The sequence below is a fragment of the Flavobacterium sp. UW10123 genome (assembly GCF_040538975.1).
GTDB lineage: Bacteria > Bacteroidota > Bacteroidia > Flavobacteriales > Flavobacteriaceae > Flavobacterium.
In genome coordinates this window covers 1-14,320 of the sequence record NZ_JBEWQE010000025.1, presented here as the reverse complement: position 1 = coordinate 14,320, position 14,320 = coordinate 1, and the positions used below count along the sequence as shown (strand labels likewise).

The window sequence follows — 14,320 nt, the reverse complement described above, 5'->3', positions numbered from 1 at the left end:
AGTAATTAAAATTCTAAATTCAATCCAAAAGTAAAACTACGATTGGTTGGGTAACGCCCTGAATCAATGCCTGACAATAATGGATCTTGGTTGTAAGATCCGATTTCTGGATCATAACCTGTGTATTTAGTAAATGTGTAAAGATTTTGAATACCGAAGTAGAATCTTAATTTACTGATACCAGCTTTTGAAATCACATCAGAAGGCAGATTATAACCTAAAGTTACTTGCTGAATTCTTAAGTATGAAGCATCTTCCACATAACGATCTGATATTGCAATATTTGGATGTCCGTCTCCTCCATCAGGTCTTGGATATTTTGCATCAGTATTTTCTGGTGTCCAAAAATCTGCAGCTTCTGCCAATTGATTTTCATACAAACGTTGGTTTTTAGTACCTGCACGTCTTGTTAAATTCATTGCTTTATTGCCATAAGATCCCTGCAAAAAGACCCCTAAATCAATATTCTTATATTTAAATGTATTATTAAATCCGTAAGTAAATTTTGGTGCCGGATTACCGATATAGGTTAAGTCCTTATCGTCAATCAAACCATCTTTGTTCTGATCTACATACTCCACATCTCCCAATTGGCTTTTTACTGCTTTATTTCCTGTAAAAGGAATTGGAGCATTTGCCAATTGTTCATTTGTTCTAATAATACCAACCGTCTCATATCCGTAAAATTGTCCCACTGGCTGGCCAACTACAGTTTTAGTTACTGCTTTAGTCGTATAATCATTAAGCATTACGTCTTTTGTCAAATCAAAATTATCTTGCAAGCTCAACAACTTATTTTTATTCGTAGAGAAAATTACTTTTGAGTTCCATGAAAAATCCTTTCCAAACTTTTCATTATAATCTAAAGTCATCTCGAAACCTTGGTTTCTTAAACTTCCTAAATTTACGCTTGGCGCTCCTAAACCTCCTTGATAAGCATCTGTACCTGTAACGTAGTACGGCAATGGCAACACAAATAAAAATCCTTCAGATTCTTTTTTGTACACATCAAATGTTGCTTGAAGTTTTGAATTGAATAATGTAAAATCTAAACCAAAGTTGGTTTGTTTAGAAGTTTCCCATGTTAAATCTGGATTTGCGATATTATTCACTGTAAAGAAGTTACCCATTGCCGATTTTATTGCACGAACAGTACTCATATAACCACCTCCGCCAATATTCTGGTTTCCAGTCTCACCATATCCACCTCTAAACTTAATATTATCTATGTATTGTTTAGTTCCTTCCATAAACTTTTCGTTTGAAAGTTTCCAATAACCAGAAACCGAAGGAAAGTAACCCCATTTTTCACCAGGACCAAAATTAGAACTTCCATCAGCTCTCATTGTTGCCTGTAAACCATATCGGTTATCGTAATCGTAGTTAAAAGATCCGAAGAAAGAGTATAAAGCAGAGCTTCCTTTATATTCTGAAGCAGTAATTGAATCAGGATCTCCTAAACTAATAGAATGAATATCGTTACTTAACAATCCTGAAACAGATTGCGAATTACCGAACCAATGACTATCATTTGCCTCTTGACCAGCTAAAACATTAAAATGATGGTTACCAGCATCTGCTTTATAAGTTAAAACGTTTTTAATGTTAAGTCCATACCAATTATTTGCTCTTTCTGTTAGCATGTTGGTTTCTCTAACTGCTGAGCCCCATTTATAAGTAGGCTGAAAACCTTCAAAATTGTCTATATTAGTAGATCCTCCAAAGTCAAAACGATACTCAAGTCCTTTTGCTATTCTAAAATTGGCATAAAAATTTCCTATAAAGTTCTTCTTAATCAACTTATTGGTGTTCATCAAAGCCGAAGCTACCGGATTGATCCAAACACCTATTGATCCATCAGCAGGCGGACCAGAATAATTGCCATTTGTATCTTTTACAGCTACATCTGGAGTAGATAAAATCGAAGTACTGATAATACCATTGCTCGCGCCATTGATTGTAATATCTTCATTTGTTACACCTGCTCCAACAGACACCCCAACAGTCAACCAATCTTTTAACTTACTGTCAACATTTGTTTTGAAACTATATCTTTTGAAACCAGAACCAATAACAATACCTTCCTGATTGGTATAACCTCCTGAAATGTAATAGTTAGTACCGTCTTTTGAACCTGAAAACGAAACTTGATAATTGTTCATTATGGCCGTTTTATAAATCTCATCTTGCCAGTTTGTTCCTTTACCCAAAACAGATGGAACAGCAAATTCATCTCTCGGCGCCACACCGTAAACAGCAGCCAAAGCATTTTGCTGTGCCGCGTATTGGCTCAAAGTCATAGTGTCTAGTAAACGAGTTACATTTTGAATAGAAAAATAAGAATCAAAAGTAATTTTTCCTGTTCCTTTCTTACCTCTTTTTGTAGTAATGATAACAACTCCATTCGACGCTCTAGAACCATATATAGCAGTTGCAGACGCATCTTTCAAAATATCCATTGTTTCGATATCATTAGGATTTAAAAATGCTATAGGACTTGATGTTACGTTTCCGGTGTTTGTACCCAAATATCCTGTAACAATAGAACCTCCTGTAGCGGTATTAGCAGCATCCCCAGAAATCGGAATACCATCTATAATATACAATGGTTCATTGGTCCCAGAAATAGAAGTCGTTCCACGTATTTTAACAGACACACTACTTCCTGGCTGTCCAGAGTTGTTCGTAACTGTCACCCCTGCAGCACGTCCTTGCAACAATTGATCTACAGATACTTGTGGAGAGTCTGAAATATCTTTGGCGGTAACTGTAGAAATGGCCCCTGTCAAGTCTTTTTTCTTTACACTTCTATATCCTACGTTTACCAATACTTCACGCAAATCTTCAGCGCTTAGTTTTAAAATAACGTTGATTGCTCCTCCATTTTTAACGTTGACTGTCTGCGTAACGTATCCAATAAATGAAATAGAAAGAGTAGAATTTGCAGGTGCATCTATAGAATATTTTCCATCAAAATCTGTCGAGGCTGTTTTCTTTGTACCCGAAACCACGATATTGGCACCAGGAATAGACAATCCCTTCTCATCAGATACTGTACCAGAAACCTTTACCTGAGCTGTAATAAAATTACTGGTCAGTAACAAAAATAATATCAAAGGAACGGCTCTGTGGTCAGCCATCCAATGAATGAAGCTAGTCATTAGTTTTTTCATAATAATGTTTGGTTAGTTAAATTTGTTTATTTCATAATCCTAAAGTAAATGCCAGGGTAATTTTTACTTTTAAATTATTTAACAAATCTATAACAGAGAGCATTATCAAATCGATAATATTATATCATTTAATGATAATATTTTTACTGTAAGCGATTAAAAAAACATATATGAAAATAAAATCATATAAAAATTAAATTATTCGCAACAACCGCACTCTAAAAGAACCTAACAAATGAATAAAAACCAATGAAAAACGAAAAAGCAAACGTTTTCGTTAAAAATAATATTTATTTATGATAAAAAAGTATCACTATAAAATACGCTTCAAACCTGAAAACTCTTCACGATATTGACTTGGCGTACAGTTTTTTGTTGCTTTAAAACTGCGATTAAAGTTTGCAATATTATTAAAGCCCGATTTGAAAGCTACTTCAGAAACACTCATATCTTTCTCAACCAGCCAACGTGCGGCATAGCCAATTCGAATATCATTTATATAATTGACAAAAGTTTTTCCGGTGCGTTTTTTAATAAATCGGTTAAAAGAAATAATAGACATACTGGCCACATTAGCCACATCTTCTAAAGTAATTTTTTCAGCAAAATGTTTCTGCACATATTCGTAAACCAATTTCATTTTATCATAATCATCAAACGTATCATAATCTACCGTATAAGCAGATAGCAGACGCTGATTTCTAGAATTAGCCAAATCATATAATAAAGAAGTAATCTCTAAAAAATAATCCATACCATCCAACTTTGAAAGCCTCACAAGTCTTGGAGTCAGCTCTTCTGCGGTTTTTTTAGAAAAAAGAATTCCATGAATTGATCTGTTAAACATATCTCGAATCGGATTCATAATACGTCTTGCAAGCAAAGATTCATGAAACAGATCATTATGAAACTGTATCGTTATTTCATGTATTTTTTTATTTGCGCATTTATTCAGCTCCCATCCATGATATAAATTCGGACCAATCAAAACCAATTCAACATTGTCAATCTCTTCGATATTATCTCCTACAACTCTCTTTACTCCCTTACCATTTAGAATAAAATTAATTTCAAATTCAGGATGATAATGAACCGGAAAATCAAAATTGTCCTTTACGCGATCAAAGACCAAAAAGCTGTCACTTGCCGCAAGCGGAGCAATTTCTCTATAAAAATTTTTCGTATTACTCATATTAAAAAGTATTTCTCAGGAAAGTATTATTCTAATTTTTGACTGCAATAATATGATATATAATTGATAAAATAATATTAATTACACGATATTCATCCAATTATCTTTGAAAAATAAATTATCATTTCTTTAAAAAGGGGTTTGATAATAAACATTAATCATTTTTTATTAAACAACTTTTTATAGTTTTAATAATTTTAGAGGTAAAACGCTAAAGAATTTTCGAGTAAAATATTCAATACATTTCAAAATCGTAAATCATTGTATCTTTAGCATTTAGCCCATTAACAACTAACAATCCAACAATGAAAAACCATTTTATCATCATTATAGCAAGCCTATTAATAGGTACTTCGTGCCAATCTCAGAAACAACCTAGTAATACAATTTTATCACTTTCAGATAAAAAAGCTACTTCAGAAACCAAAACTCTATATAAGAACCTAAATACATTATCACAAAAAGGTTTTCTATTTGGACACCAAGATGATCTAGCTTACGGCGTAAAATGGAAATATAAAGACGGACGAAGCGATGTAAAAGATGTAGCTGGCGATTATCCAGCTGTTTACGGTTGGGATATTGCAGGTTTAGAAAATGATAAACCAAACAATATAGATGGTGTTCCTTTTGCTAAAATGAAACAATATATTATAGAGGCAAATGCCAGAGGCGGAATTTCAACCATAAGCTGGCATTTTGACAATCCTGCTACAGGAAAAGATGCTTGGAATAATGTTCCGAATTCTTTAAAAACAATTTTGCCGGGCGCAGAAAATCATAAAAAATACACTTCTTGGCTAGACAAAGCCGCGGCTTTCTTCTTGTCATTAAAAGATAAAAACGGAAAAAACATTCCGATTCTATTTAGACCTTTTCATGAGCTTACCGGCGGATGGTTTTGGTGGGGAAAAGGAAATTGCACACCAGAAGAATTTAAAACGGCTTGGAAATTCACCTTCGATTATCTTCAGAAAAAAGGCGTTCATAATCTTATATATGTGTACAATACAGGAAGTTTTGGCAGTGAAGCCGATTTTTTAGCCAATTATCCTGGAGATAATTATGCTGATATTTTAAGTTTTGACACTTACCAAAATAATGATGATCCAAGTGGCGAAAAATTCATTAGTGAAGTTCAGAAGCAATTTAAAATCTTAAATGAAATCTGCAAACAGAAAAATAAACCAATGGCATTAGCCGAAGCAGGTTACGAAGCGATTCCAGATCCAAAATGGTGGACAGGAACTTTACTAAAAGCTATTGGAGATTATAAGATTTCTTATGTCTTATTATGGAGAAACCACGGATGGCAGGAAAAAGAGCAAAAAATGCATTATTATGCCCCATTTTCAGGACAAGTGAGCGAGAAGGATTTTGTCGATTTTTATAACCTAGATAGAACTATATTTGAAAAAGACATTCAGAAAAAATTAAAATAACTGCCCCAAAATAAATCACAATCTTAAAAAATAACCAATGCACGACAAAATTAGTTTAAAAGAAAAAATCGGTTACGGTCTTGGAGACGCTGCTTCATCTATGTTTTGGAAAATCTTCAGCATGTATCTTCTCTTTTTCTACACCGATGTTTTCGGATTAGCGCCTGCCGTAGTGGGAACCATGTTTTTAATTACTCGAATCTGGGATTCTTGCTTTGACCCAATTGTTGGAATTCTAGCCGACAGAACCAAAAGCAAATGGGGAAAATTTAGACCTTATCTTCTTTGGGTTGCCATACCTTTTGCCGTGATTGGAGTTTTAACTTTCTACACACCTGATTTTAACGAAAAAGGAAAAATCATCTACGCTTATGTAACATATTCGCTAATGATGATGATTTATTCTTTAATCAATGTCCCTTATGCTTCACTTTTGGGCGTAATGTCTTCTGATCGAAAAGAAAGAAATACACTTTCATCTTACCGTATGGTTTTTGCTTTCGGAGGAAGTTTATTGGCTCTTTGGCTAATTGAACCTTTGGTAAATTATTTTGGAGGAAATCTAAATTCTAAATCGGGCTGGTTGGCAACAATCGCTGTTTTCGGATTCATTACAACTATCTTTTTCTGGGCTTGTTTTGCATTCACCAAAGAAAGAATCAAACCAATTGCAGACGAACAGAATAATCTGAAAGAAGACTTAAAAGATCTTTGGAAAAATAAACCATGGTGGATTCTACTTGGAGCTGGAATTGGAGCTTTAGTATTCAATTCTATCCGAGATGGAGCCGCAGTTTATTATTTCAAATACTATGTAAGCAGTTCTGTCAATTTCGATTTTTCACTTTTCGGAACCGATTTTCATATGACGCCAACATCAATTTATTTGGTTCTTGGACAAGCGGCAAACATCATCGGAGTCATCATTGCAACTCCTATTGCGAATAAAATCGGTAAAAAGAAAACCTTTTCTGGAGCAATGGCTTTAGCAACAATTTTAAGTCTTGTTTTCTATTTATTCGGAAAAGAAGATGTTTTCTTAATCATGAGTTTTCAAGTTTTAATCAGTATTTGTGCGGGTTGTATTTTCCCATTAATCTGGTCAATGTACGCTGACAGCGCCGATTATTCTGAATGGAAACAAGGCAGAAGAGCAACAGGTCTGGTTTTCTCAGCTTCATCTATGTCGCAAAAATTCGGTTGGACCATTGGCGGCGCTGGAGCAGGATGGCTTTTAGGCTACTTTGGTTTCCAAGCTAATGTTGAACAAACTGCAACAGCTCAAAACGGAATTCAATTAATGTTAAGTATACTACCAGCAATAGCCGCGGCAATCTCAGTCGCTTTTATAGCATTTTACCCTTTATCAGAAGAAAAATTACAGATTATAGAACAAGATTTAAACGAAAAAAGAGATCAAAATCAATAAAAAAATAAAGACATAGAAATCAATTATATGACAACAATAACATCTTCAGTCAATTTTCAAGAAAGAAAATCGGCATTAGAAAAAGAACATAAAACGCTGATTGAGCAAAAAAATCAACCACAAGAAATTGCAGGAAACGGCATTTACGAACGCTACAAAAATCCTGTTGTTACTGCTGCTCATGTTCCGTTAAACTGGCGTTTTGATTTTAACGAAAATACAAATCCGTTTTTGCAAGAAAGAATTGGCGTAAATGCCGCTTTCAACGCTGGCGCAATGAAATGGAATGGAAAATATCTACTTGCCGTTCGTGTAGAAGGAATTGACAGAAAATCGTTTTTTGCAATTGCCGAAAGCCCAAACGGAATTGATAATTTCAAGTTTTGGGACAAACCTTGCGTGATTCCGCAAACTGAAGATCCTGATACCAACGTATATGACATGCGTCTGATTAATCACGAAGACGGTTATGTTTATGGAATTTTCTGTACGGAAAGAAAAGATCCAAAAGCTCCAAAAGGAGATACAAGTTCTGCCGTTGCCAATGCGGGAATTGTGCGTTCTAAAGATTTAGTAAACTGGGAAAGGCTTCCAGATTTAATTTCTAATACTGGACAACAGCGAAATGTTGTTTTACATCCAGAATTTGTAAACGGAAAATATGCTTTATATACACGTCCGCAAGATGGTTTCATTGATGTTGGTTCAGGTGGCGGAATTGGCTTAGGGTATATAGATGACATGAAAAACCCGATTGTTAAAGACGAAAAAATTATTTTTGGAAAGCAATATCATACCATTTATGAATTGAAAAATGGTTTGGGTCCTGCTCCAATTAAAACTTCAAAAGGCTGGTTGCATCTAGCACATGGAGTTCGCAACACCGCTGCTGGGTTACGTTATACTTTGTATATGTTTATGACTGATTTGAATGATATTTCGAAAGTAACTCACGTTCCAGCTGGACATTTTATGGGACCTGAAGGTATTGAAAGAGTTGGCGACGTTTCGAATGTTTTATTCTCAAATGGATGGATTGAAGATGAAAACGGAACAGTTTATATTTATTATGCTTCATCAGATACAAGAATGCACGTAGCAGTTTCTACTGTTGATAAGTTGGTGGATTATGTGATTAATACTCCTGCCGATACTTTTATTTCAGCAGGCTCAGTGCAAACAATCATTAATCAAATTGAAAAAAATAACGCAATCTAAAATACCGTGTCATTACAAAGAAAGCTTTTAAAATCGGAACTAACAGCAGAACTGGATTCTATCCTTAACTATTGGTCGCAACGTACTATTGACGATCGAAATGGAGGTTTTGTTGGTCAAATTGATTTTAATGATCAACTCATTGCCAATGCAGAAAAAGGTTCGGTTTTAAATGCCCGAATTCTTTGGACGTTTTCTGCCAGCTATAAAACCACAAAAAACGAAAACCACAAAAAACTGGCAGAAAGAGCATTTGAGTATCTCGCAGCTTATTTTTATGACACCGAATTTGGAGGTCTTTTTTGGAGCATAAATGAGGATAAAACTCCAAAAGACACCAAAAATCAGATTTATGCTTTAGCCTTTGCGATTTACGGATTGTCTGAATATTATTCGATTTCAAATGAAGAAAAAGCTTTAGATTTTGCTAAGAAACTATATCTAAAGATTGAGGAACATAGTTACGACCCTATAAACAAAGGTTATTTTGAAGCTTTTACAAGAGATTGGCAACCCATTGAAGATTTACGCCTGAGCGCAAAAGATGCCAACGAAAAGAAAACCATGAATACGCATCTTCACATTATTGAAGCTTATGTGAATTTATATAAAGTTTGGAAAGACGAGAAATTGCTTGCAGTTATTATCGAATTATTAGAAACCATCGAAAAATATTTTATCAATACCCAAACGGGACATTTGCGCTTGTTTTTTGATGAAAACTGGAAAGAAAAGCCAGACGTTATTTCATACGGACATGATATTGAAGCAGCTTGGCTTTTGCAGCAATGCGCTGAAATTTCAGGAAATAAAACTTTAATTGCCAACTATAAAAAACATGCTATTCAGATTGCCGAAGTAACCAAAGAAGGTTTAGATTCAGACGGTGGTTTATGGTACGAATTTGATCCTGAAAAAAATGAGTTAATTGCAGAAAAACATTGGTGGCCACAAGCTGAAGCTTTAATTGGTTTCTATAATGCTTATCAATTAACTGGAAAAGAGGAATATTTGGATATCGTTTACCGAAACTGGAAATTCATAAAAAGACACATTATAGATTCGCAAAACGGAGAATGGTTTTGGGGAGTTTACGCCGATTATTCTGTAATACAAAAAGACAAAGCAGGATTCTGGAAATGTCCCTATCACAATGGTCGAGCTTGTTTAGAGCTTATCCATCGAATTGAGAATTAAAAATCTTCAGATAAAAATCAAAACGTCTTATAGAACGTAAAGCCCTAGCCCCGATAGAAGCGGCATCCTTTTATGGTGGGGTTCACCATAAAAGATACAGCGGATAGCGGGATTAGCTCCTTAAAATATAAATTATGAAAAACAGATTTTTTAAAACCCTTTCATTGGCCTTAATTTTTACTGCAATTGCTTGTCAGGCGCAGGAAAAAATTACGGTAAAAGGAAATGAATTTTACAAAGGTGATAAACCGTACGCTTATATCGGAACCAATTATTGGTACGGAAGTATGCTGGCTTCAAAAAAAATAGGCGATCGTAAAAGACTTTTGCGCGAGTTGGATTTAATGAAAAAAAACGGAATCGATAATTTGCGCGTTTTAGTTGGCGCCGATGGCGGAAAATACGATTTTACAGTCCGTCCAGCGTTGCAATATGAGCAAGGAAAATACGACGAAGATTTATTGGATGGATTGGATTTCTTGATTAACGAAATGAGTAAACGAAATATGTACGCCGTTTTGTACCTGACCAATAACTGGGAATGGTCGGGCGGAATGTCGCAATATTTAGAATGGAATGGCAAAGGTCCAGTTCCGGTTCCCAATATTCCGCCGAATACTTGGCCACAATTTATGTCTTATACAGAACAGTTTCATAGCTGCGAACCTTGTATGGAAGCTTTAAACAATCATGTCAAGTTTATTATTGGAAGAACAAACGCTTATTCTAAAAAGAAATACAACGAAGACAATACGATTATGTCGTGGCAGGTCGGAAATGAACCTAGACTTTTTACGGTAGAAAATGAAGTTAAATTCACGAAATGGCTTAACAATATTGTGGATTTGATTGACAGTTTAGACAAAAATCATTTGGTTTCTACAGGTTCTGAAGGAAAAAACAGTTCGAACGACAGCATGGAAATCTTCGAAAGAACGCATCAAAATCCGAATATTGATTATTTAACGATGCATATTTGGCCTAAAAACTGGAATTGGTTTAAAGCTGATAATGCCGAAGCTACAATACCAAAAACCATCGAAAACGCTGGAAAATATATTGATGATCATATTAAAGTGGCAAACAATCTAAAAAGACCCATTATCATTGAAGAATTTGGGCTTCCGAGAGAAAATGAAAATCTAAATGCAGGAGCTTCTTCTGTTTACAGAAATCAATTTTACAGCTATATTTTTGGAAGAGTTGCAGAAAGTGTCAAAAATAATGGCCCTTTAAGAGCAGCCAATTTCTGGGGTTACGGCGGTGAAGGAAAAGCAATTCACCCAGACGGAAAATGGAATCCGGGAGAACCGTTTACAACAGATCCTCCGCAAGAACCACAAGGTTTAAATTCTGTTTTTAATGGAGATAAATCGACATTAGAAATTGTAAAAAAATATAATTCAGAATTAAAGAAATAAAAGAATTATTCATACCTATTTTCTGTAGAGACGCACTGCAGTGCGTCTACACAACGAATATCCAAAATACGTTAGACGCACTACGGTGTGTCTTTACAGAATAACAAAATCAAAGATTGATGATTTAGGAAACCTAACAGGTTTTAAAAACCTGTTAGGTTTAAACTATTACGATAAAATACTCTCAATCGCATTCAATTCATCCTGCGAAAATTCAGTATTCTGTAAACAATCTATATTATTGCACAATTGTTTTACAGAACTTGCACCAATTAAAACCGATGTAATTCGTTTATCTTTCTGAAGCCAAGCCAAAGCCATCTGCGCCAAAGATTGATTTCTGTTCTGAGCAATTTCATTCAGCTCAATTAATTTCTGAATACGTTCTTGCGTAACCTCATCTTCTCTCAAATGCCCGTTTGGATTATGTGCCCTTGAATTCTCTGGGATTCCTTTTAAATATTTATCCGTTAAAAGTCCTTGTGCCAAAGGTGAAAACGCAATACATCCTATTCCTTTTTCTTCCAAAACATCTAATAATCCATTTTCAACCCAACGCTCCAACATCGAATATTTAGCTTGGTGAATCAAACATGGAGTTCCTAATTGTTTTAAAACATCAACTGCAACTCTTGTTTGTTCAGCAGAATAATTACTGATTCCAACATACAAGGCTTTTCCACTTCTTACGGCATGATCTAAAGCCATCATGGTTTCTTCAATTGGCGTTTCAGGATCTGGACGATGTGAGTAAAAAATATCGACATAATCAATACTCATTCGTTTCAAACTCTGGTCTAAACTTGACAACAAATATTTTCTCGACCCCCAGTCGCCATAAGGCCCTTTCCACATTGTGTAACCCGCTTTTGTAGAAATCACGATTTCATCACGCAGATTTCCTTGAAAATTATGCCATAATATTTTTCCAAAGTTTTCCTCAGCAGAACCCGGAACTGGTCCGTAATTATTCGCCAAATCAAAATGGGTAATTCCTTTATCAAAAGCTTCAATGGCAATGCTTTCGGCATTTTCAAAATTATCAACCGAACCGAAATTATGCCATAATCCTAAAGAAATCTCAGGCAGTAATAAACCGCTTTTTCCACATCTGTTATATTTCATTGTAGTAATTTATAAGTTGGAGTTTTAATAGATTTTAAAGGTAGAAAAAACTCTCACAGATTTAGCGGATTTAGGAGATAAAAAATCTGCCGAATCTGCGAGAAAATTAAAAATATCATTCATTTTAATTTTTGTAAATTTGTTTAAATAATAAAATTATGGAAAATAACTGGCAAAATTTAATTTCGATAAACCAAGATATTCGATTTGGTAAACCTATAATTACAGGAACTAGAATCTGTGTTTCTGATATTCTTTCATGGTTATCTACAGGAATGTCTTTTGAAGAAATCATTGAGGATTTTCCTGAATTAAAGAAAGAGCATATTCTTGCTGCTTTAAGTTTTGCTGCTAACAGAGAAAATATTACGAAAATAATCGCTGCGTAATGAAGTTACTTCTGGATGCAAATATTTCATGGCGAATAATTAAACTAGTTGAAAATGATTTTTTGAATTGTTTACATGCTAATCATATTCCTGTCAATCAACCAGCAAAGGATATTGAAATTTGGGAATTTGCAAAAGAAAACAATTTCACTATTTTGACTCATGATGATGATTTTGAAAAATTATTGCTTTTAAAAGGAGCTCCGCCAAAAGTTATAATTCTAAAAACCTTCAATAAAAACACCAAACAAATTGCTGAAATTTTGTTTTCAAAAAAACACATTATCGAATCGTTTATAACTAATACTGAACTAATGATTCTAGAAATTTACTAAGTAACAGACATAAACACTAAACCCGACCGATTTATGAAATCGGTCGGGTTTAGTGTTTTATAGAAGTTAAAGAACAAACTATATTCTTTATTCTAAATCGTGTAGTCTTTTCAGCTTGAAAGAAAAATAAATATAGAAAATTCCGCTTGCGATGAAAGCAAAAGCTGTCCAATATACTATTGAAAGTCCTGCAAAAACCGGGTTCCATAATAACAGAAAAGAAAACAAAAGTCCCAAAATCCCTAATCCTAAAAGATTTTTCCAGTCGGGAACAGAATAACTTTTTAGATTAAAAGCCATAAAAATAGCCATTACAGAACGAAATAAAATAGCCAGTCCAACATAGAGTGGCAAAAGTGTTACCGAAACTAACGGATTAGCAATTAATACTATTCCGACACCTAAACCTATAATTCCAGATACTAGTGTCCAGCCCCAATTATCCATTTTTTTTCTGTTTGAAAGTGCAAAAATAATTTCAAAAATTCCGCTGACCAGAAACGACACACTAAATAAAAAGGCCAATGTTAAATATGCTTTTACAGGTGTGGCAAAAGACCAAAATCCGATGATTACAAAAAGTATTCCCACTAATAACGGAATGTACCAATAATCAATTGCTGCTTTCACTTTTTTAAATAAAGAATGTTCCATAATACTATTTTAAAATCTTGCCTACTCTATAAAGTTTTCAGCTTACCTTTAATTACCAAAAAATATTTTTAATTGGCTGTCTATCAAAGATAAGACAAAAGCTTAGACCAAAATAGTTTTTATATAATAAAATACTGACATATAAATACTTGAGTAGTATAACAAATTAATAGCGTCCAGCTTTAGCTGGATGAAAATTTAAAACAATCAAAAAGGGCTTTAGCCAAACTTTGTAGGTTCGGCTAAAGCCCTTTCTAACTTCAAATCTTATTCCCCTAGCTAAAGCTAGGGGCTATTCAAAAATCTTTGCGACTTCGCGTCTTTGCGAGATTAAAAAAACTTAGTGTCTTAGCACCTTGGTGGCAAAAAACCTTTTAGTCTTTAATTTCAAACCCACTTTGCAAACCTTTATCAGAGCTTCCTCCAACCATGATTTTAAAAGTTCCTGGTTCTACTAAATAAACACCTTCATTATTATAAAAGCCAAGTTCTTTATCAGTTAAAGTAAAGTTTACCGTTTTAGTCTCACCTTTTTTCAAATTAACCAATTCAAAACCTTTCAACTCTTTTATCGGGCGAACAATACTTGCGTATTCATCATGAATATACAATTGCACAACCTCTTTTCCATCGTAATTTCCTGAATTTGTAGCCTCAACGCTAACTTGAATATTTTCTCCTTTAGCAAAAGACGTTTTGTTAAGTTTAAGATTTTTATAATCGAAAGTCGTATAACTCAATCCAA

The 14,320-nt window shown here is 34.2% G+C and carries 12 protein-coding genes; 7 read left to right on the top strand and 5 right to left on the bottom strand.

Annotated elements, in window-relative coordinates; translation table 11 throughout:
* Window positions 1-5: 5 nt before the first annotated feature.
* A complete protein-coding gene (locus tag ABXT06_RS21885) occupies window positions 6-3,173 on the bottom strand; it encodes a SusC/RagA family TonB-linked outer membrane protein (protein ID WP_354592632.1) in 3,168 nt (1,055 codons plus the stop codon).
* A gap of 313 nt (window positions 3,174-3,486) precedes the next feature.
* The gene (locus ABXT06_RS21880) at window positions 3,487-4,365 is read right to left on the bottom strand and encodes an AraC family transcriptional regulator (RefSeq protein ID WP_354592631.1); all 879 of its coding nucleotides are present in this window, start codon (window positions 4,363-4,365) and stop codon (window positions 3,487-3,489) included.
* A gap of 305 nt (window positions 4,366-4,670) precedes the next feature.
* Between ABXT06_RS21880 and ABXT06_RS21875 the strand changes: the two genes are divergently transcribed.
* From ABXT06_RS21875 to ABXT06_RS21855, 5 genes are all read left to right on the top strand, one after another.
* Window positions 4,671-5,807 (top strand): glycoside hydrolase family 26 protein, encoded by a 1,137-nt coding sequence (locus ABXT06_RS21875; RefSeq protein WP_354592630.1) that lies wholly within the window; start codon window positions 4,671-4,673, stop codon window positions 5,805-5,807.
* Between the two features lie 37 nt (window positions 5,808-5,844).
* A complete protein-coding gene (locus ABXT06_RS21870) occupies window positions 5,845-7,236 on the top strand; it encodes an MFS transporter (protein ID WP_354592629.1) in 1,392 nt (463 codons plus the stop codon).
* A gap of 27 nt (window positions 7,237-7,263) precedes the next feature.
* Window positions 7,264-8,454, top strand: coding sequence for a glycoside hydrolase family 130 protein (locus ABXT06_RS21865; RefSeq protein WP_354592628.1), 1,191 nt, complete (start codon window positions 7,264-7,266; stop codon window positions 8,452-8,454).
* A gap of 6 nt (window positions 8,455-8,460) precedes the next feature.
* Complete coding sequence (locus ABXT06_RS21860; protein ID WP_354592627.1) at window positions 8,461-9,651, top strand: AGE family epimerase/isomerase; 1,191 nt, start codon at window positions 8,461-8,463, stop codon at window positions 9,649-9,651.
* 134 nt (window positions 9,652-9,785) lie between these two features.
* Window positions 9,786-11,072, top strand: coding sequence for a glycoside hydrolase 5 family protein (locus ABXT06_RS21855; RefSeq protein ID WP_354592626.1), 1,287 nt, complete (start codon window positions 9,786-9,788; stop codon window positions 11,070-11,072).
* Window positions 11,073-11,240: 168 nt separating this feature from the next.
* Here the strand turns inward: ABXT06_RS21855 and ABXT06_RS21850 are convergent, their stop codons facing one another.
* Window positions 11,241-12,197 (bottom strand): aldo/keto reductase, encoded by a 957-nt coding sequence (locus ABXT06_RS21850; protein ID WP_354592625.1) that lies wholly within the window; start codon window positions 12,195-12,197, stop codon window positions 11,241-11,243.
* 158 nt (window positions 12,198-12,355) lie between these two features.
* Here ABXT06_RS21850 and ABXT06_RS21845 point away from each other — a divergent pair, with 158 nt between their 5' ends.
* On the top strand, window positions 12,356-12,586 hold the full coding sequence (locus ABXT06_RS21845) for a DUF433 domain-containing protein (protein WP_008468123.1): 231 nt from the start codon (window positions 12,356-12,358) through the stop codon (window positions 12,584-12,586).
* The gene (locus ABXT06_RS21840; RefSeq protein ID WP_354592624.1) at window positions 12,586-12,921 is read left to right on the top strand and encodes a DUF5615 family PIN-like protein; all 336 of its coding nucleotides are present in this window, start codon (window positions 12,586-12,588) and stop codon (window positions 12,919-12,921) included. Before ABXT06_RS21845 ends, ABXT06_RS21840 begins: the two co-directional genes overlap by 1 nt.
* Before the next feature lie 87 nt (window positions 12,922-13,008).
* Here ABXT06_RS21840 and ABXT06_RS21835 read toward each other — a convergent pair whose 3' ends face one another.
* Complete coding sequence (locus ABXT06_RS21835; RefSeq protein ID WP_354592623.1) at window positions 13,009-13,575, bottom strand: HdeD family acid-resistance protein; 567 nt, start codon at window positions 13,573-13,575, stop codon at window positions 13,009-13,011.
* A gap of 374 nt (window positions 13,576-13,949) precedes the next feature.
* On the bottom strand, window positions 13,950-14,320 hold a 371-nt coding region (locus ABXT06_RS21830), incomplete at its 5' end, for a fibronectin type III-like domain-contianing protein (RefSeq protein ID WP_354592622.1).

Coding starts and splice junctions, on each gene's coding strand:
- ABXT06_RS21885 (WP_354592632.1), bottom strand. CDS start 3,173: ATGAAAAAACTAATGACTAGCTTCATTCATTGGATGGCTGACCACAGA.
- ABXT06_RS21880 (WP_354592631.1), bottom strand. CDS start 4,365: ATGAGTAATACGAAAAATTTTTATAGAGAAATTGCTCCGCTTGCGGCA.
- ABXT06_RS21875 (WP_354592630.1), top strand. CDS start 4,671: ATGAAAAACCATTTTATCATCATTATAGCAAGCCTATTAATAGGTACT.
- ABXT06_RS21870 (WP_354592629.1), top strand. CDS start 5,845: ATGCACGACAAAATTAGTTTAAAAGAAAAAATCGGTTACGGTCTTGGA.
- ABXT06_RS21865 (WP_354592628.1), top strand. CDS start 7,264: ATGACAACAATAACATCTTCAGTCAATTTTCAAGAAAGAAAATCGGCA.
- ABXT06_RS21855 (WP_354592626.1), top strand. CDS start 9,786: ATGAAAAACAGATTTTTTAAAACCCTTTCATTGGCCTTAATTTTTACT.
- ABXT06_RS21850 (WP_354592625.1), bottom strand. CDS start 12,197: ATGAAATATAACAGATGTGGAAAAAGCGGTTTATTACTGCCTGAGATT.
- ABXT06_RS21845 (WP_008468123.1), top strand. CDS start 12,356: ATGGAAAATAACTGGCAAAATTTAATTTCGATAAACCAAGATATTCGA.
- ABXT06_RS21840 (WP_354592624.1), top strand. CDS start 12,586: ATGAAGTTACTTCTGGATGCAAATATTTCATGGCGAATAATTAAACTA.
- ABXT06_RS21835 (WP_354592623.1), bottom strand. CDS start 13,575: ATGGAACATTCTTTATTTAAAAAAGTGAAAGCAGCAATTGATTATTGG.